Annotated in this window: 23 protein-coding genes; 16 read left to right on the top strand and 7 right to left on the bottom strand. The window is 69.3% G+C overall.

The window, feature by feature from the left end; all coding sequences use genetic code 11:
- Window positions 1-15: 15 nt before the first annotated feature.
- From ACFOY2_RS38355 to ACFOY2_RS38340, 4 genes are all read right to left on the bottom strand, one after another.
- The gene (locus ACFOY2_RS38355; RefSeq protein WP_379533013.1) at window positions 16-237 is read right to left on the bottom strand and encodes a hypothetical protein; all 222 of its coding nucleotides are present in this window, start codon (window positions 235-237) and stop codon (window positions 16-18) included.
- Window positions 238-440: 203 nt separating this feature from the next.
- The gene (locus tag ACFOY2_RS38350; protein WP_379533012.1) at window positions 441-977 is read right to left on the bottom strand and encodes a hypothetical protein; all 537 of its coding nucleotides are present in this window, start codon (window positions 975-977) and stop codon (window positions 441-443) included.
- Window positions 978-1,095: 118 nt separating this feature from the next.
- Window positions 1,096-2,316: a helix-turn-helix domain-containing protein gene (locus tag ACFOY2_RS38345; protein ID WP_379533011.1), complete on the bottom strand. Its 1,221-nt coding sequence runs from the start codon at window positions 2,314-2,316 to the stop codon at window positions 1,096-1,098.
- Window positions 2,317-2,686: 370 nt separating this feature from the next.
- Window positions 2,687-3,136, bottom strand: coding sequence for a hypothetical protein (locus ACFOY2_RS38340; RefSeq protein WP_379533010.1), 450 nt, complete (start codon window positions 3,134-3,136; stop codon window positions 2,687-2,689).
- Between the two features lie 441 nt (window positions 3,137-3,577).
- Here ACFOY2_RS38340 and ACFOY2_RS38335 point away from each other — a divergent pair, with 441 nt between their 5' ends.
- The 5 genes from ACFOY2_RS38335 (at window position 3,578) to ACFOY2_RS38315 (ending at window position 9,030) form a co-directional block, all read left to right on the top strand.
- Entirely contained in the window at window positions 3,578-4,264 is a 687-nt protein-coding gene (locus ACFOY2_RS38335; RefSeq protein ID WP_379533009.1) for an SDR family oxidoreductase, read from the top strand.
- A 26-nt stretch (window positions 4,265-4,290) separates the two neighbouring features.
- Complete coding sequence (locus ACFOY2_RS38330) at window positions 4,291-5,466, top strand: allantoate amidohydrolase (protein WP_379533008.1); 1,176 nt, start codon at window positions 4,291-4,293, stop codon at window positions 5,464-5,466.
- Window positions 5,457-6,779 carry a formimidoylglutamate deiminase gene (locus tag ACFOY2_RS38325; protein ID WP_379533007.1) on the top strand — a complete coding sequence of 441 codons (1,323 nt, stop codon included), beginning with the start codon at window positions 5,457-5,459 and terminating at the stop codon, window positions 6,777-6,779. Before ACFOY2_RS38330 ends, ACFOY2_RS38325 begins: the two co-directional genes overlap by 10 nt.
- A gap of 61 nt (window positions 6,780-6,840) precedes the next feature.
- Window positions 6,841-7,983, top strand: coding sequence for an imidazolonepropionase (gene hutI / locus ACFOY2_RS38320; RefSeq protein WP_379533021.1), 1,143 nt, complete (start codon window positions 6,841-6,843; stop codon window positions 7,981-7,983).
- 105 nt (window positions 7,984-8,088) lie between these two features.
- Window positions 8,089-9,030, top strand: a complete 942-nt coding sequence (locus ACFOY2_RS38315; RefSeq protein WP_379533006.1) for a sigma-70 family RNA polymerase sigma factor — start codon at window positions 8,089-8,091, stop codon at window positions 9,028-9,030.
- Window positions 9,031-9,293: 263 nt separating this feature from the next.
- On the opposite strand, the gene ACFOY2_RS38310 is transcribed toward ACFOY2_RS38315, so the two are convergent.
- Window positions 9,294-9,866, bottom strand: a complete 573-nt coding sequence (locus tag ACFOY2_RS38310) for a TetR/AcrR family transcriptional regulator (protein ID WP_379533005.1) — start codon at window positions 9,864-9,866, stop codon at window positions 9,294-9,296.
- 80 nt (window positions 9,867-9,946) lie between these two features.
- On the opposite strand from ACFOY2_RS38310, the gene ACFOY2_RS38305 reads away from it, so the two are divergent.
- Together ACFOY2_RS38305 and ACFOY2_RS38300 are read left to right on the top strand one after the other, a co-directional pair.
- Complete coding sequence (locus ACFOY2_RS38305) at window positions 9,947-10,753, top strand: alpha/beta fold hydrolase (protein WP_379533004.1); 807 nt, start codon at window positions 9,947-9,949, stop codon at window positions 10,751-10,753.
- A 30-nt stretch (window positions 10,754-10,783) separates the two neighbouring features.
- Complete coding sequence (locus ACFOY2_RS38300; protein ID WP_379533003.1) at window positions 10,784-11,560, top strand: MOSC domain-containing protein; 777 nt, start codon at window positions 10,784-10,786, stop codon at window positions 11,558-11,560.
- 8 nt (window positions 11,561-11,568) lie between these two features.
- Here ACFOY2_RS38300 and ACFOY2_RS38295 read toward each other — a convergent pair whose 3' ends face one another.
- A complete protein-coding gene (locus ACFOY2_RS38295) occupies window positions 11,569-12,495 on the bottom strand; it encodes an ABC transporter substrate-binding protein (RefSeq protein WP_379533002.1) in 927 nt (308 codons plus the stop codon).
- Between the two features lie 209 nt (window positions 12,496-12,704).
- Here ACFOY2_RS38295 and ACFOY2_RS38290 point away from each other — a divergent pair, with 209 nt between their 5' ends.
- The 7 genes from ACFOY2_RS38290 to ACFOY2_RS38260 all read left to right on the top strand — a co-directional run bounded on the left by ACFOY2_RS38290 (window position 12,705) and on the right by ACFOY2_RS38260 (window position 21,156).
- Window positions 12,705-14,060 (top strand): ammonium transporter, encoded by a 1,356-nt coding sequence (locus ACFOY2_RS38290; RefSeq protein WP_379533001.1) that lies wholly within the window; start codon window positions 12,705-12,707, stop codon window positions 14,058-14,060.
- Entirely contained in the window at window positions 14,057-14,395 is a 339-nt protein-coding gene (locus tag ACFOY2_RS38285; RefSeq protein WP_185071480.1) for a P-II family nitrogen regulator, read from the top strand. Before ACFOY2_RS38290 ends, ACFOY2_RS38285 begins: the two co-directional genes overlap by 4 nt.
- Before the next feature lie 35 nt (window positions 14,396-14,430).
- A complete protein-coding gene (locus tag ACFOY2_RS38280; RefSeq protein ID WP_379533000.1) occupies window positions 14,431-16,656 on the top strand; it encodes a [protein-PII] uridylyltransferase in 2,226 nt (741 codons plus the stop codon).
- Window positions 16,657-16,881: 225 nt separating this feature from the next.
- A complete protein-coding gene (locus tag ACFOY2_RS38275; RefSeq protein WP_379532999.1) occupies window positions 16,882-19,764 on the top strand; it encodes a nitrate- and nitrite sensing domain-containing protein in 2,883 nt (960 codons plus the stop codon).
- Between the two features lie 21 nt (window positions 19,765-19,785).
- Window positions 19,786-20,208: a roadblock/LC7 domain-containing protein gene (locus ACFOY2_RS38270; protein ID WP_357823577.1), complete on the top strand. Its 423-nt coding sequence runs from the start codon at window positions 19,786-19,788 to the stop codon at window positions 20,206-20,208.
- Window positions 20,209-20,234: 26 nt separating this feature from the next.
- Window positions 20,235-20,597 carry a DUF742 domain-containing protein gene (locus ACFOY2_RS38265; RefSeq protein ID WP_379532998.1) on the top strand — a complete coding sequence of 121 codons (363 nt, stop codon included), beginning with the start codon at window positions 20,235-20,237 and terminating at the stop codon, window positions 20,595-20,597.
- Window positions 20,578-21,156 (top strand): GTP-binding protein, encoded by a 579-nt coding sequence (locus ACFOY2_RS38260; protein WP_357823583.1) that lies wholly within the window; start codon window positions 20,578-20,580, stop codon window positions 21,154-21,156. The genes ACFOY2_RS38265 and ACFOY2_RS38260 overlap by 20 nt, the downstream gene beginning before the upstream one ends.
- 5 nt (window positions 21,157-21,161) lie before the next feature.
- On the opposite strand, the gene ACFOY2_RS38255 is transcribed toward ACFOY2_RS38260, so the two are convergent.
- Window positions 21,162-21,929 carry a TetR/AcrR family transcriptional regulator gene (locus ACFOY2_RS38255; RefSeq protein ID WP_379532997.1) on the bottom strand — a complete coding sequence of 256 codons (768 nt, stop codon included), beginning with the start codon at window positions 21,927-21,929 and terminating at the stop codon, window positions 21,162-21,164.
- A 79-nt stretch (window positions 21,930-22,008) separates the two neighbouring features.
- Between ACFOY2_RS38255 and ACFOY2_RS38250 the strand changes: the two genes are divergently transcribed.
- Together ACFOY2_RS38250 and ACFOY2_RS38245 are read left to right on the top strand one after the other, a co-directional pair.
- A complete protein-coding gene (locus tag ACFOY2_RS38250; protein ID WP_379532996.1) occupies window positions 22,009-22,947 on the top strand; it encodes an ATP-binding cassette domain-containing protein in 939 nt (312 codons plus the stop codon).
- Window positions 22,944-23,732 (top strand): ABC transporter permease, encoded by a 789-nt coding sequence (locus tag ACFOY2_RS38245; protein ID WP_379532995.1) that lies wholly within the window; start codon window positions 22,944-22,946, stop codon window positions 23,730-23,732. The genes ACFOY2_RS38250 and ACFOY2_RS38245 overlap by 4 nt, the downstream gene beginning before the upstream one ends.
- Window positions 23,733-23,738 lie beyond the last annotated feature (6 nt).

Here is a 23,738-nt window from a genome sequence, read left to right as displayed (position 1 = left end):
GATTCGGGTAAGCCATCAGGCCCAGGAACCTCCCTTCAGTTCCTCCCGGCTCAACCGGGGATACAACAGAGCGCCTCGTGGCGCACTGGCGTTCGAGATCAACTCACTGACGATCAACTGCGCGTTGTCCACGTCCTGGTGACCCGCACCCGACAGGATCGCTGCGACGATGCGCCGAGTCACCGGCACCACCCACGTCTCACCGGGGAATACCATCTCGCTCAGAAACTGCTCCATCACTGCGTCACCTCCCAGATCCGCCGTGACCGGGCTCGGTTGGGACGGTCCCGCAAATGACCATGTACCGATCCCGGCAAAGCCGTTCAATCCGCAGCGCCGCCGTCTCCACCGCTGTGGCCGTGCATGAGGTGTACCGCCACTCCGACCGCTCATCCTGGGCGTTCATGCACCAGCGGTATTGCCAGCCAGCCGGCCCCCACTCACACCACACCGTTATCCCAACCGACCAGATCCCCACCAGCGCGATCCCCTCGCACGATGAGATCCGGGGCTCGATACCGAGATGACGCAGTTGGTCCGCCATTTGATGGGCCAGGATCAGCGCAGGGCATGACGTGCTTGTTGTTGTCACCGTTCTTCCCTTCCGCCCCTGGCACATGAGGACTAATTGCCCGCGACGGCCCCTGCTCAGGACCATGCTTGGACAGCGTCTCCTCCGCAGGCCCACCACTCGACGCGGGTTTTCCGCTGTCGCTCTCGCTGCCGGGTGCAATTAGAGCGCCACGCAGATAGCGCCGCTCATGCTCGGCCAGGCTTTCCTGAAGCATTTCGCTGTTGATCGCACGCAGCTCTACTGCTTCATCCTGGATCCGCTGGGCAACCCATTCCGAATGGCTGCCGTCGGGCTTCTGTTCCCGCCAGATGTTCCAGCGCTCGATGTATTCAGCTTGCAGCTCTTCGATTGAGCTTGGCCACGGACCGTGTAGCGTTTCCGCTCTTTCTCTCTCGGGTCTCATCGTGTCATCCTTCGCAGTGTGACTGCTGCGAGGTTATGTGAGGGCCGACCTCTGTAAACAGAAACGCAGCACAGTCTTTTGACTGTGCTGCGTCGCGAAGGACTATGTAACGTAGCCTCTAGTCCGTAACGCCCATTAGATCGGCCAGTGCTCGCTGGTCATCTGTAAGCGTCCGTACCTTCTTGCTCATTACGTCCCGCAGGGTGTCCCGTGCCATCTGCTGATATCGAAGCCATTGTGGGCTCCGCCCACGGATCTCCAGCAATATCTCAATTGCCCGGTCTGGGTCATTTGTCTCGCTGTGTGCTCTTGCTTCGTCTAGCAGATGTCGATCCCACTCTTCGTGTGTCATGTCGTCACCTCGCCGAAGGGAGGACGACAGTTCCAGCGTCTTACCCGCATCGCCCCTGACGAGGGCATTTTCAGCCGCCTTGAGGGCAACCGTCACTGGTCCGAACGTCTTGCTGTCCACGGTCTTGTGCTCGCGCTGTAGCGGCCCGGCCGCCGCAGCAGCAACCCCGATGTACTCTTGGGCCTCTTCGGGCCGGTTGTTTCTCGACGCAGCCGCGCTTGCGCGGAGCAGCATCCAACCCCACGCTGCGAGCTGATCCGGTGTGGCTTTCGACATGCGAGGTTCGAGCTCCTGGGCTGTCTCAGCACACAGCCTTTCCACCTCAGCGAAACGTCCCTGACGCAGCATCGCGTGCGCTTGCCCACTCACGGCTGCTGCCGCAAGTGGCATATCCCCGATCTCCAGCGCATCCCGCAGGGACATGTGAAGGGCAACCAACGCCAGATCATGCGCTCTGACCTGGATAAGGTAGCGTCCGGCCAGCCCCACGATGCTGGCGCGAGTACGCAAGGCATCGAGTCGCTGCCCGTCCGAATACCCCTCGACGTGGTGGTGGGCCGAGCGGACGAGCGCCGGCAGGAAGCCTGCCAACCTGTCATATCGATCGGAGTGGTAAGCCTCCGTCATCGTATTGACCGCTCTGTTTAGCCGGGCAAGGTCCAGCTCATCACCGTCCGCCGTCCCATAAACCGGGCGACCGCCGAGGCCCATTGGTGGATTGATTGCCGACCGAATATCGCTCAGGACAGCCTCATCGTGATCAGCTTCCTTCGGCTCTGGCGAGGTGGACCCGACGAAGGTCACGGTCACCACGCCAAGCGTGCGCGCTAGCTGGTGAAGTGTCTCAAGCCTTGCACTACCACCTTGCTCGATCTTCTTCACCACCTGCACGCTTAGGCCAGCTGCGTTGGCTAGCTCTTCCTGGGTCATCCCGCGCCGCCTACGGATTTCGCGTAGGCGATTGCCTATAAGGTCGTGATCTGGCATTGTGCCTCACCCTTCCACCGTGTCTAGTGGCATCCCCAGGCTAGCTGACTATAAGCAATTCTTGCCCTGATCTCCGATCGGCAGATGAGAGCTACGCCTTGATACATGCCGCTCAGCCTGCTTATTGCGGGGCAAATGGTGCCGAGCCTGCCGGCGTTTGCACATGCGTCATGCCAGGGCCAGGAGCTATAGAGCTTTGGGACCCCCCTCGGGTCAGTCGCCGCTCTGCGTGCCGTTGGTCCGCTCTCCCTTTTACGATCTTGCCGTGAAGTGGGTGTGTCCAGTTAACCCCGCCATGCCTTCCAAGCTTTGGCGTTGGCGGCGCGCAAGATCCGTCCAGTCAGTCGGCGGATCTCTTCGTCCCGGCCGCTCACTCGGCACCGTCGACAGACTGCCCGCCGCTACCGTCGAACGGATTGGCCAGGTCACGGGCGATCTCGGGATCGCTCCAGGCCAGAGCGGTGGAGGTCCACGACCGGCGAGCCCGGGCATAGGGCAGCAGTTCCCCGGTGTCGGCTCCGGCCAGCAGATGAGCGAGGAGTTCGCGGACACACTGCGGCCGCTCGTGCTCCGGAAGCCAGATCAGCCAGGGGAGGTCCTCGGCCAGGGCTTCTTCCGCCAGGGCCCGATTGGAGCGAGCCACGATGGTCATGGATCGGGCCAGCGTGAGGAGAGCGGCGCGGGCCGCCTGGTAACGCTCGTCGCGTACCAGCCAGACGTTTTCGGCGTCTCGCCGCTCCAGGAGCACATCGGCAACGTCGAGCTCGGGGAAGACCTCGTTGCGGTCACGGGCCAGCGCACTGAAAGGGAACGCCTTCATGGCTCCAGGCTACCCATCGAGTGCATCACTAATGCAACACTAATGGCGAAGAGCACGATGGATAGATCTTGAGATTCGCGTTCGCAGGTCGGGTATCGACCGAGGATCTGCAGGGATCCCACCACGTCCAGGCAGCGGCAGCGGTCCCGGGCTGAGCAACTGAGCGAAGGCAGCGGGGCGATTGTGGCCGAGTTCTTCGATCTCGGTCAGTCCCGTTCGGTCGCCTGGTCGCGTCGCCAGATGGCCGGGCGACTGCTGTCACTGCTGGCCGATGCGGGGCATGGCTTCGATGCCGTTGTCGCGGTCCACGCTGCCAGTTCGTCCGACTTGGCCGCCCAGCAACCGCTCATGGCGAGCCGCGTAATCCTGCCAGAGCGGGCGTCGGGAATCTCCCCCTTTGCGCGGGGAGAGCGGTTTCCCCGGCCAATAAGCTTGACCTTCATGAGTGAACGACCGACTGCGCTGGTCACAGGCGCTTCCCGGGGCGTAGGCGCGGCAGTCGCCAGAGCCTTGGGCCCGACCCATCACGTCATCCTCGGAGGCAGAGACGAAGGCGCGCTCGCCGACGTCGCGGCCGGCCTGCCCGACGCGCGGTCGTGGCCGGTGGAGCTGACCGAGGTCACGCAGGCCGACGTCGCGGGGATCGAACGGCTCGACGTGCTCGTGCACAGCGCGGGGATCAGCGTGCTCGGCAGCATCGCCGATCTGCCCGCCGCCGTCTGGCGCCGGACCATGGACGTCAACGTCGTCGCGGTCGCCGAGCTGACCAGGCTGCTCCTGCCCGCCCTCAGGAGGGCCGGCGGCCACGTGGTGTGTGTCAACTCGGGCTCGGGCCAGCGGGCCAACCCGGAGTGGGGCGCTTACGCGGCCAGCAAGTTCGCGCTGAAGGCGTTCGCCGACGCGCTGCGGCTGGAGGAGCCCGAGCTCAGGGTCACCACCGTCTATCCGGGTCGGACGGCCACCGATATGCAGCGCGAGGTGCGTCGGCAGGAGGGCGGCGACTTCGAGGCCGAGAAGTACCTCCAGCCGGAGAGCGTGGCGCGGGCCGTGCTGGCCGCGCTCACGGCGGGACCCGACGCGCACCTGACCGAGTTGACCATCCGCCCCCGAGGCGGTCACGTCAACTGAATGGATCCATTCACTAGAGTGGGGCCATGCTCGAACCACTCGCACACATAGGACGTGATCCGGCGACCGGCGGCTACCTCAGGGACGCCTGGTCGGATGCCGACCTGGAGCTGCGCGAGTGGTTCGCGGGTGAAGCCGCGCGCCGGGGGCTTGACCTGCGCGAAGACCGCAACGGCAACCTGTGGGCGTGGTGGGGCGACCCGTCGCGGCGGCCGGGCGTGGTGACAGGGAGCCATCTCGACTCGGTGCGGCAGGGCGGGGCGTTCGATGGGCCCTTGGGGGTGGTGTCGGCCTTCGCCGCGTTGGACATCCTGAAAAATCGGGAAATAGTGCCTGATCGGCCCCTGGGGGTCGTGTGCTTCACCGACGAGGAAGGAGCCAGGTTCGGCGTGCCGTGCATGGGGTCGCGGCTGCTCACGGGCGTGCTGGGGTCCGACAGGGCGCTCGGGCTCACCGACGACGACGGCGCCACGCTGGCGGAGGTCATGACGAGGGCGGGGCGCAGGCCGTACGACGTCGGGCGCGACGACGAGACGCTGGCCACCGTCGGCACGTTCGTTGAGCTCCACGTCGAGCAGGGCCGGGCGCTCGTCGACCACGATCGCCCGGTGGGCGTGGCCAGCGCGATCTGGCCGCACGGGCGGTGGCGGTTCGACTTCCGCGGCCGGGCCGATCACGCGGGCACCACACGCCTGGCCGACCGCGACGATCCGATGCTGCCGTTCGCCCGCGTGGTCCTGGCCGCCCGCGAGGCCGCCGAGCGCCGCGGGGTCGTCGCCACCGTCGGCAAGGTGCGGGTCTCGCCGGGGAACGCCAACGCCATCCCCGGCCTGGTGTCGGCCTGGCTCGACGTCAGAGGGGCGGACGAGCGGGCGGTGCGCGAACTCGTCGCGGAGCTCGCCCGGTTTTCCGGTGGCGGGCCCGACGTACGCGAGGAGTCGTGGACGCCGACGGTCGACTTCGACGCGGCGCTTCGAGACCGGCTGGCCAAGGTGGTCGGCGGCGACACGCCCGCGCCCGTCCTGCCCACCGGCGCCGGGCACGACGCGGGAATCCTGGCGGCGGCAGGCGTCCCGAGCGCGATGCTGTTCGTCAGGAACCCCACCGGCGTGTCCCATTCCCCCGACGAGCACGCCGAGCGGGCAGACTGCGAGGCGGGAGTCGTGGCACTCGCGGACGTGCTGGAGGATCTGTGTCGCTGACCTACTGGTGCGAGCAGGCCTGGCTGCCCGACGGCGTGGCCGACGGCGTGCTCATCGAGGTCGACGGCCGCAGGATCACCCGGATCGACCGGGGCCCCCAGGGCGCGGCCGAGCGGCTGGCGGGGCTGACCATCCCCGGCCTGGCCAACGCCCACTCCCACGCCTTCCACCGGGCCCTGCGCGGCACCACCCAACAGGGCAAAGGAGACTTCTGGACCTGGCGCGACCGGATGTACGAGGTCGCCGCCAGGCTCGACCCCGACGGCTACCTCCAGCTCGCCAGGGCGGTCTACGCCGAGATGGCGCTGGCCGGGGTGACGTGCGTGGGCGAGTTCCACTACCTGCACCACGCGCACGACGGCCGTCCGTACGACGACCGCAACGCGATGGGCCACGCCCTCATCCGCGCCGCCCGCGACGCCGGCCTGCGCATCGCGCTGCTCGACACCTGTTACCTGACGGGCGGCTTCGGCACCCCGCTGACGGGCGCGCAGCGGCGCTTCGGCGACGGGGACGCCGAACGCTGGGCGTCCAGGACCGAGGACCTCGCGGCGGCCTACAGCGGACAGCCCGACGTGGAGATCGGCGCGGCCATCCACTCGGTACGCGCGGTGCCGCCCGAGCAGATGCCCGTCGTGGCCGACTACTCCCACCACAACGCCGTGCCCCTGCACGCCCACGTCTCCGAGCAGCGGGCCGAGAACGCGGCCTGCGTGGAGCGCTACGCCGCCACGCCCGTCCAGGTGCTGCACGAACGCGGGGCGCTGGGGCCGCGCTCGACCGCCGTCCACGCCACCCACCTGACCGACGTGGACGTCGAGCTGCTCGGCCAGTCACGCGCCTACATCTGCATGTGCCCCACCACAGAACGCGACCTCGCCGACGGCATCGGCCCGGCCAGGGCGCTGGCCGACCGGGGCGCGGCGATCACGCTCGGCTCCGACAGCCACGCCGTGATCGACCTGTTCGAGGAGGCGCGGGCGGTGGAGCTGGACGAGCGGCTGGCAAGTGAGAAACGCGGCCACTGGCCCGCCGCCGACCTGCTCGCCGCCGCCACCTGCGCAGGACACACCTCGCTCGGCTTCCCCGACGCGGGCCTGCTCGTGCCCGGCGCGTGGGCCGACCTGGTGTCGGTGCGGCTCGACTCCGTACGCACGGCGGGCGCGCACGGGCTGGAGGCCGTGGTGTTCGCGGCCACGGCGGCGGACGTGCACTCGGTGGTCTCCGGCGGCCGCCGCGTCGTCTCCGAGGGGCGGCACCAGCTCGGCGACGTCGGATCCATGCTGGCCAAGGCGATTGGGGACCTGCAATGACCGAGCTTGTCGAGGGCATCAATAAGCAGGGAATCATGAGGCCGACGGAGGAGAGCTCGTGATCACGACGCTGATCGACGGCATCGGCCTGCTCTACACCGGCGACCCGGAACGCGAGGAGATCGCCGACGCGGCCCTCGTCCTGGAGGACGGCCTGATCGCCTGGGTCGGCCCGGCCTTCGAGGCCCCCGCCGCCGACACCCGCGTGGACGTCGCGGGCAGGGGCGTCATCCCCGGCTACGTCGACAGCCACGCCCACCTGGTCTTCGCCGGCGACAGGACGGCCGAGTTCAAGGCCCGCATGTCCGGCCGGCCGTACACCGGCGGCGGCATCAGGACCACCGTCGCCGCCACCCGACAGGCCGGCTACCCCGAGCTGGCCGCCCGCGCGCGCGGCCTGGTCAACGAGATGCTCGCCCAGGGCACCACCACCGTGGAGATCAAGAGCGGCTACGGGCTGAGCGTCGAGGACGAGCGGCGCTCACTGGAGATCGCCTCCGGGCTCACCGACGAGACCACCTTCCTGGGGGCCCACGTGGTGCCCGCCGGCATGGACGCCGACTCCTACGTGCGGCTCGTCGCCGGCGAGATGCTCGACGCGTGCGCCCCCTACGCGAAATGGGTGGACGTGTTCTGCGAGCGGGGCGCGTTCGACGGGGACCAAACGCGGGAGATCCTCGCCGCCGGGCTGAAGGCCGGGCTGGGGGCGCGGGTGCACGCCAACCAGCTCGGCGAAGGGCCGGGCGTGCGGATCGCCTGCGAGCTGGGCGCAGCCTCCGCCGACCACTGCACCCATCTGACGACGGCCGACGTGGACGCGCTGGCCTCCTCGGGCACGGTGGCGACGCTGCTGCCCGGGGCCGAGTTCTCCACACGCTCGCCGTACCCGGACGCCAGACGGCTCATCGACGCCGGGGTCACCGTGGCGCTGGCCACCGACTGCAACCCCGGGTCGTCGTTCACCTCCTCGATGGCGTTCTGCCTCGCGCTGGCCGTGCGCGAGATGCGGATGACGCCGCTGGAGGCGATCAGGGCGGCGACGTACGGAGGAGCGCGCGCCCTGCGGCGAACGGACGTAGGCTGGTTGCGGCGCGGAGCCCGCGCGGACCTCGTCGTCCTCGATGCCCCCTCTTATGTGCATCTGGCCTACAGGCCCGGCGTTCCCCTGGTTCACCAGGTGTTTCACCACGGTCTCCTCCTTTAGGAGGACCTCCAGAACCCTCCCTTGGTCGTAGTGCTTTAGGGAATCTTTGCTACGGGCCGGACGTTGGCCGGGTAAGAAGGTAGCTGCGGAACGAGGTGCCTGGGGATGGCAAGGCCTACGGGGAGTCGCACGCAGGAGCAGCATGTCGCCGAGCGCGATCTGCTGGGGACGTATCTGGCCGAGATCGGCCGGGTCCCGCTGCTCACGGCAGAGGAGGAAGTGGAGCTCGCCAAGAGGATAGAGGCGGGTCTTTTCGCCGAGCAGCTCCTCGACAGCGGGGGCTCGGAGCCGCGTATCGGGGACGCGGCCGACGAAGAGCTCGAACGCCTGGCCGTCTCGGGCCAGCGCGCGAAAGACGAATTCATCCAGGCCAACCTGCGCCTGGTGGTGGCGGTGGCCAGAAAGTACTCAGGTCGGGGGATGCCCCTGATCGACTTGGTCCAGGAGGGGAACCTGGGGCTGGTGCGCGCAGTGGAGAAGTTCGACTACCGGCGGGGGTACAAGTTCTCCACGTACGCGACATGGTGGATCAGGCAGTCGGTGGGGCGGGCCATCCACGAGCAGGCGCGGCCCGTACGGCTGCCCACGCACGCGGGGGAGCAGATGACCCGGCTGATGCGGGTCCGCCGCGACATACTGGCCGAGTTCGACGCCGAACCCACCGACGACGACCTCGCCGCGATCCTCGATCTGCCGATCGAGCGGGTACGCGAACTGCGCCGATGGGCCTCCGACCCGGTCTCGCTGCAACTCGGGGTGGGCGACGAGGACGAGACCGAACTCGGCGACATGATCGCCGACGAGACGTGGGCCGACCCCGAGCAGCAGGCCATCGACATCCTGGAGCGGGAGCGGCTGGACCAGTGGCTCACCGGGCTCGAGGGCGACACCAGCGAGATGCTGCGGTGGCGGTACGGGCTGGTGGACGGGCGCGAACACACGCTCACCGAGGTGGGGGAACGGTACGGGATCGGCCGCGATCGCGCCCGGCGAATCGAACGCGACGCGCTGGCCCGCCTCCGCAAAATGGCCACCGCAGCCGCTTGATACCCGCTTGCCCTGACGGGTGACGCTTTCCACGCCGCCCGCTTGAGACCCTTCACGATGACCCGCTTGCCCCGGCCCCTTCGCATGTGACGTGCCAGCCGGGGCAAGCGGCTTTTCGGGTGCCGACTCCCGGCAGGCTGAGCCCCATACCAGCGCACACCACCCCGCCGCCGCAGCGCCCCAAAGACCCCGCTGTCCACTGCGGCGGCCCGCCCACCGCCGCCCGCATCGCCCACGCTCGCGCGTCTGTACGGGTGGGTGGGTCAGGGGCGGTGGTGGAGGAGGCGGTGGAGGAATTCTTCGACGGCGGCTTCGGCGGTTGCGTGGTCGCCGCCCCTGGCCACCAGTAGGGCGCTTTCGTTTACGGCGGCGAGCAGCATGTGGGCGTGCAGGTCCAGGAAGTCCGGCGGCACCGACCCCGTACGTTCCAGCGCCGCCTTGAGCATGCCGAACGAGTAGCGCTCCTCCATGGCGCGCCACCGCTCCCACCCCATGACGGACGGCGCGTCGATGAGGACGATGCGTTTGATGACCGGGTCGCCGGCGAGCCTGATCCAGGCGATGACCCCGGCCCGGAGCGCGGCGGCCGGGTCGGTGATGCCCTGGACCGCCTGGGCGATCTTGACGCCGATGGCCGATTCCGTGGCTTCCAGTACGGCCTCGAACAGCGCTTCCTTGCCCGCGTAGTGGTGGTACAGCGCCCCTCTGCTCAGCCCCGACTCCTGAAGGACCGTCTCGATCGAGGTGTCGTCGTAGCCTCGGTCGGCGAACAGCCGGGTGGCGATCGACAGGACCTTGTCGCGGGTGGCCGCGCCGCGTTCGGCCTTGAGGTTCATGGGACCACCATAGACAAACCGACTGTCAGTCGGTAATTTCGTAGACCGACAGTCGGTTTGTAATCGAGAACGGGGAAACCATGAACGGCATCAACTACGTGGACGTGGGCCAAGGGCCCGTCGCGCTGTTCGTCCACGGCGTCGGCACCAGCTCCTACCTCTGGCGCCACGTCATCGAAGACCTGCGGGACGAACGCCGCTGCGTGGCGATCGACCTGCCGCTGCACGGCGGCAGCGCCTCGCGCGACGACCTGTCCATCCCGGCCCTCGCCGAAGCCGTGGCCGAGCTGTGCGAGGAGCTCGACCTCACCGACGTGGACCTCGTCGGCAACGACACCGGCGGCGCGGTGTGCCAGGTCTTCGCCGTACGCAACCGCGAACGCCTGCGCACCCTCACCCTCACCAACTGCGACGTGCACACCAACACCCCGCCCGAGGCGTTCAAACCCACGCTTGAGCTGGCCGCCGCCGGTCAGCTCACCGAGCTCATGGCGGTCCTGCTCGACCAGCCGGAGTTGATGGCCGGCAGCGCCCTCGGCGAGGGGTACGAGCGCATCGACGACCCGAAGGAACTGGTGGACGCCTTCGTGCGGCCGATCCTGACCAAGCCGGACGGCGGCAGGGACTTCGAGCGGCTGCTGACCTCCATCGACGCCAAGGACATGATCGCGATCGAGCCGGAGCTCACCCTGCTCACCGTGCCGACGCTCCTGGTGTGGGGGACGGGCGACGTGTTCTTCGACGTGAGCTGGGCCCGGTGGCTGCGCGACACGATCCCCGGCGTCCGGGAGATCGTCGAGATCGACGGCGGGCGGCTGTTCTTCCCCGACGAGCGGGCCGCCGAGCTGGTCCCGCACCTGCGCCGGTTCTGGGCCGCCCAGAAATAGGCCATTGGATTCGTTCGTAAGATCGGGTTCATGTACGTACAGGCGTTGCGGCGGTACCCCGTCAAGTCGATGCTGGGAGAGCAGGTCGCCGAGAGCGAGGTGAGCGAGCGGGGGCTGACGGGCGACCGGGCCCGCGCGGTGCTCGACGTCGCGACGGGGAAGATCGCCAGTGCCAAGAACCCGCGGCTCTGGCGCGACCTGCTGACGATCGAGGGTGCCCGCGTCCCCGGCGACGCCGAGTTGTCGGAGGTGCTCGGGCGTGAGGTCCGGCTCATCGACGTGGCGCCGCCGGAGGCCGAGTTCGAGCGTTCCGTCCCAGAACGGGTGCTGGCCGAGGGGCTCGAAGCCGAGGTCCCCTACACCGTGGGACGGCTCGGCGGGGCCTCACCAGAGGGCACGTTCTTCGACTTCGCGCCCGTTCACCTGGTCACCACGTCCGCGCTCGGGGTGGTCGGCGCCGCGGCCCTCCGCTACCGGCCGAATCTGGTGATCGCGACGGAGGCGGAGGGCTTCGTGGAGAACGGCTGGGTGGGGCGCGAACTGCGCATCGGCGACAGCGTGGCGCTCCAGATCATCGCGAGGAGCCCCCGGTGCGCGGTGCCGACGCTGGCACACGGGGACCTCGGGCGCGACCTCGACGCCCTGCGCATGGTCGCCAAGCACAACCGGGTTCCGGTGTTCGCCGGTGACGGATCCGCAGCGAAGCGAGGCCAAGAGGCAACGCCGCAGCCTTGCCTGGGCGTTTACGCTCGCGTGCTGCGGTCCGGCAGGATCGCTGAAGGGGACTCCGTCTCACTCGTGGGGTGAGGTGCCGGTCACACCAGTGGGGTGAGGTATTTGTCCAGGTCGTCGAGGATTTTGCCGGCGGCTGTGACGCCGATGCCGAGCATCCAGACCTCGTCGTCGACGTTGTGGGCGTTGCCGTCCTTGACCGCCTTCAGGTTCTTCCACAGTGGCCCGCCGGTCACCGAGGCCTGCGACTTGGCGGCGGCCTCCCCGTACGCCGTGTAGAACACCACGTCGGCGTCGGCCTTGGCGATGTTCTCCTGGCTCAGTTTGCCGAAGCGCTTGTCATCCTGTTCGGCGAGTTGCTGGGCCTGCGGACGCTGGATGCCGGAGTCGCCCACCACGATGCCGCTGAACGACTCGGGGCCGTAGACGCGGATCTCGGTCGGCATGAACCGCACGATGCCCACCTGCAGCTTCGAGAACTTGGCGCCTATTTCCTCGGCCCGCGTCTCATAGGCGGACATGAGCTGCGTCGCCTGGTCCTTCTTGCCCAGCGCCTCGGCGTCGAGCAGGAAGTTCTCCTTCCAGGTGATGCCGACCCGCTCGGTGAACACCGTCGGGGCGATCTTGCTGAGCTTGTCGTAGAAGGCGGCCTGCCGGAACTTGGTGCCGAGGATGAGGTCCGGCTTGAGCGCCATGATGGCCTCGATGTTGAGCTGCTGGAGGGTGCCCACCGGTTTGGTGGCGGCCAGGGCCGAGCCGAGGTACTTGGGCCAGGACTGGTTCTCCTGGGCTTGTGCCGCGCCGACCGGTGTGAGGCCGAGCGAGACCATCGTGTCGAGCTTGTCGGTGTCGAGGACCACGACCCGCTGCGGGTTCATGGGCACTTTCGTCTCTCCCATGGCGTGCTTGACGGTCCTGGTGGGACCCGCCCCTTCGGAGGAGGTGGACGTCCCGCACGCGGCGAGGGCGAGGAGGGGGAGCATGGCGGTGACGGCCAGGCGCAGACGCATGGGCATTCCTTGATCGCTTAGGTTAGGCAACCCTAAGTGTCTCATGCTTGATGTGTCATTTCCGAAATCGGGGGTGTGAGTGGTCCGAAACGAGCCCGAAACATCAGTGTGGCGAGATTCACGAATGTGAAACACGCCTGGTCGAGCCACGAAACTCCGGGCGAACACGCTGTGGCAACACGTCACATGCAAGAAGGAGGGTCGCTTCGATGATCGACAGCGGCACTACCGCCTGGATGCTGGTATGCACTGCCCTGGTGCTGCTGATGACTCCGGGCCTCGCGTTCTTCTACGGGGGTATGACCCGGGCCAAGAGCGTCCTGAACATGATGATGATGTCCTTCGTGAGCATCATCGTCGTGACGGTCGCCTGGGTTCTGTACGGCTACTCCCTCGCGTTCGACACGGCCGGTGAAGGCGACGGCTTCGTCAACAAGATCATCGGAGGGCTCGACTACGTCGGCTTGAGCGGGGTCTACAACTCCGTCTACGAGGGCCTCATCGTCGAAGGCGGGAACGTGACCGCCGAGGCCGCCGCGGCGGACAACTTCCCGCTGATGGTGTTCGCCGCCTTCCAGCTCACCTTCGCCATCATCACCGTCGCGCTGATCAGCGGCGCCATCGCCGACCGGGCCAAGTTCGGCGCATGGGTCGTGTTCTCCCTGCTGTGGGCCACGGTGGTCTACTTCCCCGTCGCCCACTGGGTCTGGGGCGGCGGCTGGCTCTCCCAGCTCGGCATCGAGGACTTCGCCGGCGGCACCGTCGTCCACATCAACGCCGGCGCGGCGGCGCTCGCGCTCGCACTCGTCCTGGGCAAGCGCCAGGGCTGGCGCAAGGAGCCCATGCGGCCGCACAACCTGACGCTGGTCCTGCTCGGCACCGGGCTGCTGTGGTTCGGCTGGTTCGGCTTCAACGCCGGCTCCGAGCTGGCCCCCGACCAGACCGCGGGCCTGGCGTTCATGAACACCCAGGTCGCCACGGCCGTGGCCGCCGGCGCCTGGATCGTGGTGGAGAAGCTGCGCGACGGTCACGCGACCACGCTCGGCGTCGCCTCCGGCGCGGTGGCCGGCCTGGTCGCCATCACGCCCGCCTGTGGTTTCGTCGACCCGTGGGCCGCCGTGGTCATCGGCCTGCTCGCCGGTGTCGGCTGCGCCTACGCGGTCGGCCTGAAGTACAAGCTGGGCTTCGACGACTCCCTCGACGTGGTCGGCGTGCACCTGGTCGGCGGTGTGATCGGCGCCGTGGCGCTGGGCTTCGTGGCCGCCTATCCGTTCCTGCCCGGCCAGAACAAGGGCATCCTGATCGAGGGTGGCCAGCTCAGCCAGCTCGGCCTGCAGATTCTCGGCCCTGTCGCGGTCGGCGGCTACTCCTTCGTGATGTCCTGGGTCCTCGGTAAGATCATCGACAAGACGATGGGCTTCCGCCTCAGCGCGGACGCCGAGGTCACGGGCATCGACGTCAGCACTCACGCCGAGACCGGCTACGACCTCGGCACGGTCTACGCCTCCGGCGTGGCCTCCCCCAACGGTCCCACCGCTCCTGCTCCGAAGAAGGTGGACGCATGAGGCTCATCACGGCGATCATCAAGCCCTTCAAGCTGGATGACGTGAAGGCCGCGCTGGAACAGTTCGGCATCAAGGGCATGACCGTCAGCGAGGCCAGCGGCTACGGCCGTCAGCGCGGGCACACCGAGGTCTACCGCGGGGCCGAGTACCAGGTGGACCTGGTGCCCAAGGTCCGGCTGGAGGTCCTCGCCGAAGAGGATGACACCGAGGACGTGATCGACGTCATCGTCAAGGCCGCGCACACCGGCAAGATCGGCGACGGCAAGGTCTGGTCCGTCCCGGTGGACACCGTAGTCAGGGTCCGCACGGGAGAAAGGGGCCCAGAAGCCCTGTGAGAGTTCGGGCGGCGCTCGGCAAGGGGGGCACAGTTGTGAGGGGAGAGGCCCGTTCGTATGCCGCGGCCCGCAAGGAGCGGGCCGCGGACACCGACCGCTGGCTCAAGGATCTCTTCCGTACGGCGAGCGACGGCGACCACGTCTCCCTGGTCGCCGTCGGGAGCCTCGGAAGGGGCGAGCTGGCCCCCGGCAGCGACCTCGACCTGGTGCTGCTGCACAACGGCCGGGCCGACGTGGCCAGGATCGCCGACCGGATCTGGTATCCGATCTGGGACTCGGCCGTCAATCTCGATCATTCGGTGCGCACGGTCGAAGAGGCCGTGTCCGTCGCCCGCCAGGACCTCAAGGCGGTGCTGGGCCTCATCCAGGCCAGGCACGTGGCCGGCGACCCCGAGCTGACGCGGAAGGCCAGGGAGGCCGTCCTGGCCGAGTGGCGGGCCGACTCCCGGCGCAGGCTCGGCGAGCTGCGTGAGGCGGCTGACAAGCGGGCTCAGGTCAGCGGCGAGCTGGCCTTCCTCCTCGAACCCGATCTCAAGGACGGGCGTGGCGGGCTCCGCGACGTCCAGGCCATGCAGGCCGTGGCCGCGGCCTGGGTCGCCTCGGCGCCCGGTCCCCGCGCCCGCGAGGCGCACGAGTTCATTCTCGACGTGCGGCACGCGCTGCACGTCGTCACCGCCCGCGGTACCGACCGGCTGGTGCTGCAGGAGCAGGACGCCGTGGCGGGGTTGCTGGGCCTGCTCGACGCCGAGGCGCTGATGCGCAGGCTCGCCGGGGCGGGCAGGACCGTCTCCCATGCCTTCGACGCGACCTGGCGCACCGTTGACCGGTTGTTGTCAGGGCCCGCTCCGCGGGGCCGCCGCCCGCTGGCCGACGGCGTGGTCGAGCACGGCGGCGAAGTGGTGCTCGCCAGGGGGATCGACCCGCGCAAGGACCCCGTGCTGGTGCTGCGCGCGGCTGCCGCGGCGGCCGACTCGGGGTTGCCGCTGGCTCCCGCGACGGTGTCGGTTCTGGCAGCTCAGTCGCCTCCGATGCCGGTGCCGTGGCCGGAGGAGGCCCGCGACTCGCTGGTGTCGATTCTCGGCGCGGGACGCGCCGCCGTGCCGGTGTGGGAGGAGCTCGATCAGGCGGGCATCCTTGTCAAGCTGCTTCCTGACTGGGAACGCGTGCGCCATCGTCCCCAGCGCAACCCGATCCACCGTTTCACCGTCGACCGGCACCTGATCGAGGCCGCCGCCAACGCCGCCAGCCACACCCGCGAGGTCTCCCGTCCCGACCTCCTGCTGATCGGGGCGCTCCTGCACGATGTCGGCAAGGGCTGGCCCGGCGACCATTCGGCGACCGGTGAGGTCGTGGTCCGCGACATCGCCACCCGCATCGGCCTGCCCGCCCAGGACGTCGAGACGCTCGCCACCGTCGTACGCCACCATCTGCTGCTTCCCGAGACCGCCACCCGCAGAGACCTGGACGACCCGGTCACGATCGAGAAGGTCGCCGCCACCGTCGGCACCAGGGAGGTCCTCGACCTGCTGGCCGCGCTGGCGGTCGCCGACGGTCACGCGACGGGGCCGGCGGCCTGGAACAGCTGGAAGGCCGGGCTGGTCGCCGACCTCGTCCGCCGGGTCAGGTCGGTGCTGGCCGGATCGTCGCCGCCCAAGCCGCCCACGCTCTCGGAGGGGCAGGCCTCGCTCGCCAGGCACGGCGGCGGTGCCGTCCGCGTCAACGGGGGAGCGGTCACCGTCGTCGCGCCCGACAGGGTGGGCCTGCTGTGGAGCGCCGCCGGTGTGCTCGCCGCGCACCGGCTCGTCGTCCGCTCGGCCTCGGCCGCCTCGGCGGGGTCCACGGCGGTGATCGAGTTCTCGGTCATCCCCGAGTACGGCACCCCGCCCGACCCGGCCACGCTGGAGTCGGATCTGCGTCTGGTCCTTGCTGGACGTCTTGACATCGAGCAGCGCCTGGCCCGTCGTGCGCGCTCGGTCAGGCCGCCCCGGGTACCTGTGGCTCCACCTCGGGTGACACTGGTCGACGACGCCTCCGCGACCGCCACCGTGGTGGAAGTCAGGGCCCATGACAGGCCGGGGCTGTTGTGGCGTATCGGGCGGGCGTTCGGTGACTGCGGTCTTGACGTGAGGGCCGCCCGCGTGGAGACTCTCGGCGCGGAGGCGGTGGACGTCTTCTATGTAGTGGATCGCGCCGGTCGCCCCCTCAGCGACGACGCGCAGAGGGCCCAAGTTCGCGATCAAGTTCTTGCCGCGTTGCGGTAACCAACAGCACACGACTGCCGGACACGTTTTGTAACAATTGTGTCCGATATGCCGGTTAAGTCAGGTGCTGCGGTTACCGTGTGGACGGTTTGAACGCCCGCAGGCGGACGGGACGATTGAGGGGTAACGGGACCAGTGACAACGGGGAACTCCGACAGCGGCCTCGCCGCGAAGCGGGACCGCGGGAAGCGGTCACTGCCACGCCTCGGCCTGCGAAGCTGGCGCGTGAGGTGGCGGCTCACCGCGCTCATCCTGGTGCCCACCATGGCGGCCGTCGTGCTCGGGGGAGCGCGCGTGGTCGGCTCGGTGCAGACCATCGGCGACTACGACCGCACGGCCACCGGAGCCGAGCAGGCGGGCCGCATTCGCGACCTGGTGCAGGCGATCGGGCTGGAGCGCGACACGGCCGGCTGGATCGGCGCCAACCGCGCGGTGCGCAAGAAGCTCGCCGAGCCGCTGAAGGAGCGGCAGGAGGCCGTCGACGGCCTGGCCAAGCTCGTCCGCGCCGACCTCGGCACGATGGACGACTCCTACGGCGTCCGCATCGCCAAGGCCGCCCGGCAGGCCGGGTCCGACCTGAGCCGGCTGACCAGGATCAGGGCCGAGGGCCAGGCCAACACCAGCCGCTACGACTTCCTCGCCGACAGCCTGCTCAAGCTGCACGACGAGCTGAGCCTGCTGTCCGACGACTCGCAGATCGTCGGCCAGTTCCGCGCCCTGAGCGCGCTCGCCGCCGCCAAGGAGGAGATCTCCCGGCAACGCGTCCAGCTCATGCGGGCCTCCTACAACCCCAACAGCACGGACGCCAAGCAGGTCGAGCAGTTCATCGCCTCCAACGCCCGCGAGCAGAGCGACATGGCCGCCGTCGGCGCCGAGGCGGGCGTCGAGACCGGGCTGAAGTTGTGGCAGCAGCTCACCTCCCGGCCCGAGTACGTCAACCTCCAGCTCACCAAGTCCCGCGCGGTCGCGCTGGTCAGCGGCCGGAGTCCCGGCGCCCAGATCACCCAGAACCTGATCTCGGCCAGGGCCGAGCGCGAGCAGTGGTTCGAGGGCAACACCATCGCCATCGACGTGCTGCACGGGATCGAGAAGGAACTGGCCGGCCGGGTGAACCTGCGCGGCCAGGAACTGCGCGAGGCCGAGATCCGCAACGCGATCATCGCGGGCGTGCTGATCCTGGCGCTGCTGCTGCTGGTCCTGCTGCTCACCGTGGCCATCGCCCGATCCATGGTCGGCCCGCTGCGCCGGCTGCGCACCGAGGCGCTGGAGATCGCCGGTTTCCGGCTTCCCGACGTGGTGCACCAGCTCCGGGTCAGCGGCGACACCTCGGTCACCGACGTGCGGCCGATCGAGGTCGAGGGCCAGGACGAGATCGGCGAGGTCGCCAGGGCCTTCGACCAGGTGCACCGGCAGGCGGTCCGCCTGGCGGGCGAGGAGGCCGAGCTGCGCAGCAACATCAGCTCGATGTTCGTCAACCTCTCGCGCCGCACGCAGACGCTCGTCGAGCGGCAGATCTCGCTGATCGACGGCCTGGAGAAGGGGGAGCAGGACGGCGGCCGGCTGGCCGACCTGTTCAAGCTCGACCACCTGGCCACCCGCATGCGCCGCAACTCCGAGAACCTCCTGGTCCTGGCCGGTCACGAGGCCACCCGCCGGCGCAGCCAGCCGGCCAAGCTGGTCGACGTCGTACGCGCCGCGCTGTCGGAGGTCGAGGGCTACGAGCGGGTCCAGGTCAAGGTGCACCGGGGCACCTCGGTGCTCGGCAGCGCCGCCAACGACCTGGTGCACCTCGTCGCCGAGCTGGTCGAGAACGCCATCCAGTTCTCCCCGAGCAACTCGCCCGTCGTCGTCACCAGCAGCCTCATCGAGGGCGGCGGCGCGTTGCTGTCGGTGAGCGACACCGGCATCAGCATGACCGAGGACGAGCTGGCCGAGGCCAACAGGCGCCTGGCCGAGCCCCCGGTCGTGGACGTGTCGGTCTCGCGGCGCATGGGCCTGTTCGTGGTCGGCCGGCTGGCGCTGCGCCACGGCATCCGGGTGCAACTGCGGAAGGGCGAGGGCGCCGGGCTGATCGCCATGGTGCTGCTGCCGCCCACGCTGGTCGTGGACGGCTCGCAGCCGCAGTCCCAGCCGCAGCGGCCCGCGTTCGGCGGCGGGACGGTGCCCGCGACGCAGCAGCCCGTGCAGAACGGGACGTTCCGGTCGTTCGCCAGCTTCGACGCCCTCGACGCGGGCCAGGCGAGGCCCGGCGGGCCGGCACCGCAGCAGGGGACCGGCTCCTTCGACGGCGGCTCGCTCCCGCGGCGCCCCAGGTCCCACGACAGCCAGGGGCCCGGCGCAGGTCAGGGGCCTGGCGCAGGTCAGGGTCAGGGCGCGGGGCAGGGTCAGGGCGCGTTCGACAGCCAGGGGCCGAGAACCTTCGACAGCACGCCGGGCGCCCCCAGACCGGCGTTCGGCGCGTTCAACTCCGACCCGGGCAGAGCGGGGGTCGCCGGCTTCACGGCCGACACCGACGGCGGCTCCTACAGGCGACGGCACGCCTCGTTCGACTCCGGGACCTACCCTTCGTACCCCGGCACGGGCTCTTTCGCATCCGGTAATGGCGCGTTCCAGACGCCGCCGCCCCCGCAGTCGTACCCCACGAACGACGTGCGCCGCCCGGACCCCGCACCCTCGGTCGAAGTGTCGCCGATGGAGCCTGAGCAGGAGGAATTCCTGCCGATCTTCGCTGCGGTCGAGTCGGCCTGGTTCCGCAGGCCGCCGGACGAGCCGCAGAACGGGCAGACCGAGGGTGGGTCCACGGCCGCGCAAGCCGTACCCTCTGGGGAGGAAACGTGGCGAACGGCCGCCGACGCCGGATGGCAGGCGGCGGCCGCAGCCAGCGAGCCCAGTCTCGGCGGCACCACCGCCGCCGGGCTGCCGAAGCGCACCCCTAGGGCCAATCTGGTGCCCGGTACGGCCGGCCAGACGGCCGCCCAGCCGCAGCAGCCGCAGCGGCAGGCGCCGCCGGTGTCGGCGGACCGGATGCGCAGCCGGATGGCCAGCTTCCAGCAGGGCATGCGCCGGGGCCGCCAGGAAGTACGTGGACAGGAGGAACAGAGTGAGTAAGCGTCCCGCCGGGGAGGATGCGTGACAACCCTTAGCCATGAGGCGCACAAGTTCGACTGGCTGATCACGGATTTCGTTCGTAACACGCCCGGAGTCGCGCACGCCGTCGTCGTCTCGGCGGACGGCCTGTGCCTGGCCGCCTCCGAGGGTTTCCCGCCGGACCGGGCCGACCAGCTCGCCGCGGTCTCGGCGGGCCTGCTGAGCCTGACCGTGGGCGCGGCGAGGGTGTTCGAGGGCGGCGCGGTGACGCAGACCGTCGTCGAGATGCAGCGCGGGCTGCTCATCGTCATGGCGATCAGCGACGGCTCCGTGATCACGGTGCTGGCAAGCCCCGATTGTGACATGGGCCTGGTGGCGTACCAGATGACGCTGCTGGTAGACAGGGCGGGACAGGCGCTCACGCCGGCCTTGCGAGCCGAGCTTCAGGCCGCGAGGACCCGGTGATGTGATGGAACTGATGGGAGAGGGCCGTGTACGGCACTGACGGAATCGGGGAAGAAGAGCCCCTGTTCCGTCCTTACGCGGTGACCGGCGGCCGTTCCGAGCCGCGTTATCACCTCGCGATGGAGACGTTGATCTCGTCGATGTCGATACCGGACGACGAGATGGCCATGCTCACCCCCGAGCAGGAGGCCATCATGCAGTTGTGCAGGTCGATCCGGTCGGTCGCCGAGATCTCGGCCCTGCTCCGCGTCCCGCTGGGCGTGGCCAGGGTGCTCGTGGCGGACATGTCCGACGAAGGGCTTGTCCGCCTGCACCAGCCACAGCTCAGCCAGGGACAGCCAGACCTCAACATGCTCGAAAGGGTGCTCAGTGGACTACGCAGGCTCTAGCGCCGGCCTAACCTCGACGAAGATCGTCGTGGCCGGGGGCTTCGGCGTCGGGAAGACCACGTTCGTGGGGGCGGTGTCCGAGATCCTCCCGCTCACCACGGAAGCGGTGATGACCGACGCGTCCGCGGGCATCGACGACCTCGCCATGACCCCCAACAAGCAGACCACGACCGTGGCCATGGACTTCGGGCGGCTCTCGCTCGACCGCGACCTGATCCTCTACCTGTTCGGGACGCCGGGCCAGCACCGGTTCTGGTTCATGTGGGACGACCTGGTCCGCGGCGCGATCGGCGCCGTCGTGCTGCTCGACACCCGCCGCCTGGCCGACAGCTTCCCCGCCATCGACTACTTCGAAGAGGCCAAGCTGCCGTTCGTGATCGGCATCAACGGCTGGGAGGGGCAGTTCCCGCACTCCGACGTGGAGGTCAGGGAGGCGCTGGCGCTCTCGCCGCACGTGCCGATCGTCCGCACCGACGCGCGCAACCGCGAGTCGGTCAAGGCGACGCTGATCTCGCTCGTCGAGCACGTCGTCCGCCTGCGTTCCGCCCCGGTCTCCTGAAGTGATCAAGCCGAGCGGCGGCTGTTGACCAGGGCCTCGATGCCGTCGAGGACGCGGCGCAGCCCGAACTCGAAGGCGTGCTCCGGGCTGTAGGCGGCGTTGAGCGCCTCGCCCGCCGCCTGGCCCACCCTGGCCGCCGTCGGGAAGTGGTGGGCGTCGGCGATCCTGCTCAGGAAGGGCGCGTGCGCGGCCCACCACTGCTCGTCGGTGATGCCCGTCTTGCTCTCGGCCTGCGCGCTCTCCACGGCGCCCCTGGCGGTGCCGTGGACGAAGCCGGTGACCAGGGTGATCACCGAGTCCATCTCCAGGTCCGACAGGCCGATGCCGTCGATGGCGCGCAGTTCGTAGTCGTACTTGGCCGTGACGTTGGGCCCGAGCACCGGGCGGTTCGCGGCCACCTGCAGCATCCATGGATGGCGCAGGTAGAGGGCCCAGTTCTCGCGGGCGATCTGCTCCAGCCTGCCCCGCCAGCCGCCCGGAACGTCCTGCGGCCTGGCGGTCTCGCCGTAGACCATGTCGAGCATGACGTCGAACAGCTCTGGTTTGCCCGGCACGTACGTGTAGAGCGACATCGTCCCGACGCCCAGCCGTTCGGCCACGCGGCGCATGGACAGCGCCTGCAGCCCCTCCGTGTCGGCCACCTCGATGGCCGCGCGCGCGATCCGGTCGACGCTCAGCTCCGGCTTGCCCTTGCGGCTGGCCCGCTCGCTCGTGCGCCAGAGCAGCGCCAGGCTGCGCGCGGGGTCGCCCTTACCCGAGTACTCAACGGTCACCTTCGTACGGTACACCGTACGGTTGCCGATCTGAATCGTAGACTGTACGGTACCGCCTACGATTCACAGGGAGGCAACCATGCCGGCAGTGCTCGCGCAGGGCCTGCGCAAGACGTACGGCGGGAAGACGGCGCTGGACGGCGTCGATCTGGACGTGGGGCGGGGCACGGTGTGCGGCCTGCTCGGCCCCAACGGCGCAGGCAAGACCACGGCCGTGCGCATCCTCACCACACTCCTGCGGCCCACGGGAGGCCGTGCGGAGGTGGCCGGGTTCGACGTGGCGACCCAGCCCCGCCAGGTACGCCGCCACATCGGCCTCGTCGGCCAGCACGCCGCCGTGGACGAACTGCTCACCGGGCGGCAGAACCTGGAGCTGTTCGGCCGCCTCCACCACCTCACGGGAGCCGAGGCGCGCGCCAGGGCCGACGAACTGCTGGAGAGGTTCGGCCTGGAGCACGAAGGCCCGGCCAAGGAGTATTCGGGCGGCATGCGGCGCAGGCTCGACCTGGCGGCCGGCATGATCCTGGCCCCGCCCGTGCTCTTCCTCGACGAGCCGACCACGGGGCTCGACCCGCGCAGCCGCACCGAGATCTGGCGGGCGGTGCGCGACCTGGTCTCCGGCGGCACCACGGTGCTGCTGACCACGCAGTACCTGGAAGAGGCCGACCAGCTCGCCCACCGGATCTCGGTGATCGACGCCGGACGGGTGGTCGCCGAGGGCACGCCCGCCGAGCTGAAGGCCGAAGTCGGGGGTGACCGGCTCGACGTGGTGATCCGCGACCCCGCGCGGCTCCACGAGGCCGCCGAGATCGTCGGCCGGGCCGCGTCCGGACCGGCCGAGGCCGACCGCGACACCCGGCACGTGAGCGCGCCGGTGCGTGAGCGCGTACGGGCGCTCACCGAGGCCCTGGCCGCACTCTCGGACGCCGGGATCGAGGCCGAGGACGTCGCGCTGCGCCGTCCCACGCTCGACGAAGTCTTCCTCAACCTGACCGCCGCCGGAGGTGGCACGAAGTGACCGCACTGCGCTGGGCGCTGGCCGACGGGTGGACCGTCGCCCGCCGCGACCTGATCCACTGGGCCAACCAGCCGATGACCGTGGTGTTCGGGGTGGTCTTCCCCATGGTGATCACCCTGGCCTTCGGCTACCTGTTCGGCGGCGCGGTCAAGGTGCCGCAGGGGGTGGACTACTTCGCCTTCCTCATGCCCGGCATGTACGGCATGACCATGCTCTTCGGACTGAGCGCCACCATGATCGCGGTAACCACCGACGCCTCCAAAGGCGTCACCGACCGCTTCCGCTCGATGCCCATGGCCCCCGCCGCCGTCCTGATCGGCCGGGCGGTCGCCGACCTGCTCAACTCCGTCCTGATCCTGGCCGGCCTGCTGGCCTGCGGACTCGCGGTCGGCTGGCGCCCGGCCACGCTCTCGGGCGCGCTCGGCGCCGTGGGCCTGCTGCTGCTCCTGCGCTTCTCGCTGCTCTGGGCCGGCATCTACCTGGGGTTGCTGGTACGCGACCCGGGCGGGGTGGTGGCCGTCCAGACACTGGAGTTCCCGATCGGCTTCCTCTCGAACGCCTTCGTCGCCCCCGGCACCATGCCGGGCTGGCTGGGCACGATCTCGGAGTGGAACCCGCTGTCGTCAACAGTCGCCGCTGCCAGGGAACTGTTCGGGAACCCCGGATGGGGCGGGGACTCATGGGTGACCCAACACGCGATCCTCATGGCCGTTCTCTGGCCCCTGGTACTCACGGCCCTGTTCTTCACCCTGTCAGTCCGCCTGTACCAACGCCTGGACCGCTGATCGCTG

Source organism: Nonomuraea purpurea, from assembly GCF_042650645.1.
In the GTDB taxonomy this organism is placed as follows: Bacteria; Actinomycetota; Actinomycetes; order Streptosporangiales; family Streptosporangiaceae; genus Nonomuraea; species Nonomuraea purpurea.
The sequence above is the reverse complement of the archived record's forward strand: the minus strand, read 5'-3'. Positions and strand labels throughout refer to the sequence as shown.

Coding starts and splice junctions, on each gene's coding strand:
- ACFOY2_RS38355 (WP_379533013.1), bottom strand. CDS start 237: ATGGAGCAGTTTCTGAGCGAGATGGTATTCCCCGGTGAGACGTGGGTG.
- ACFOY2_RS38350 (WP_379533012.1), bottom strand. CDS start 977: ATGAGACCCGAGAGAGAAAGAGCGGAAACGCTACACGGTCCGTGGCCA.
- ACFOY2_RS38345 (WP_379533011.1), bottom strand. CDS start 2,316: ATGCCAGATCACGACCTTATAGGCAATCGCCTACGCGAAATCCGTAGG.
- ACFOY2_RS38340 (WP_379533010.1), bottom strand. CDS start 3,136: ATGAAGGCGTTCCCTTTCAGTGCGCTGGCCCGTGACCGCAACGAGGTC.
- ACFOY2_RS38335 (WP_379533009.1), top strand. CDS start 3,578: ATGAGTGAACGACCGACTGCGCTGGTCACAGGCGCTTCCCGGGGCGTA.
- ACFOY2_RS38330 (WP_379533008.1), top strand. CDS start 4,291: ATGCTCGAACCACTCGCACACATAGGACGTGATCCGGCGACCGGCGGC.
- ACFOY2_RS38315 (WP_379533006.1), top strand. CDS start 8,089: ATGGCAAGGCCTACGGGGAGTCGCACGCAGGAGCAGCATGTCGCCGAG.
- ACFOY2_RS38310 (WP_379533005.1), bottom strand. CDS start 9,866: ATGAACCTCAAGGCCGAACGCGGCGCGGCCACCCGCGACAAGGTCCTG.
- ACFOY2_RS38305 (WP_379533004.1), top strand. CDS start 9,947: ATGAACGGCATCAACTACGTGGACGTGGGCCAAGGGCCCGTCGCGCTG.
- ACFOY2_RS38300 (WP_379533003.1), top strand. CDS start 10,784: ATGTACGTACAGGCGTTGCGGCGGTACCCCGTCAAGTCGATGCTGGGA.
- ACFOY2_RS38295 (WP_379533002.1), bottom strand. CDS start 12,495: ATGCGTCTGCGCCTGGCCGTCACCGCCATGCTCCCCCTCCTCGCCCTC.
- ACFOY2_RS38290 (WP_379533001.1), top strand. CDS start 12,705: ATGATCGACAGCGGCACTACCGCCTGGATGCTGGTATGCACTGCCCTG.
- ACFOY2_RS38285 (WP_185071480.1), top strand. CDS start 14,057: ATGAGGCTCATCACGGCGATCATCAAGCCCTTCAAGCTGGATGACGTG.
- ACFOY2_RS38250 (WP_379532996.1), top strand. CDS start 22,009: ATGCCGGCAGTGCTCGCGCAGGGCCTGCGCAAGACGTACGGCGGGAAG.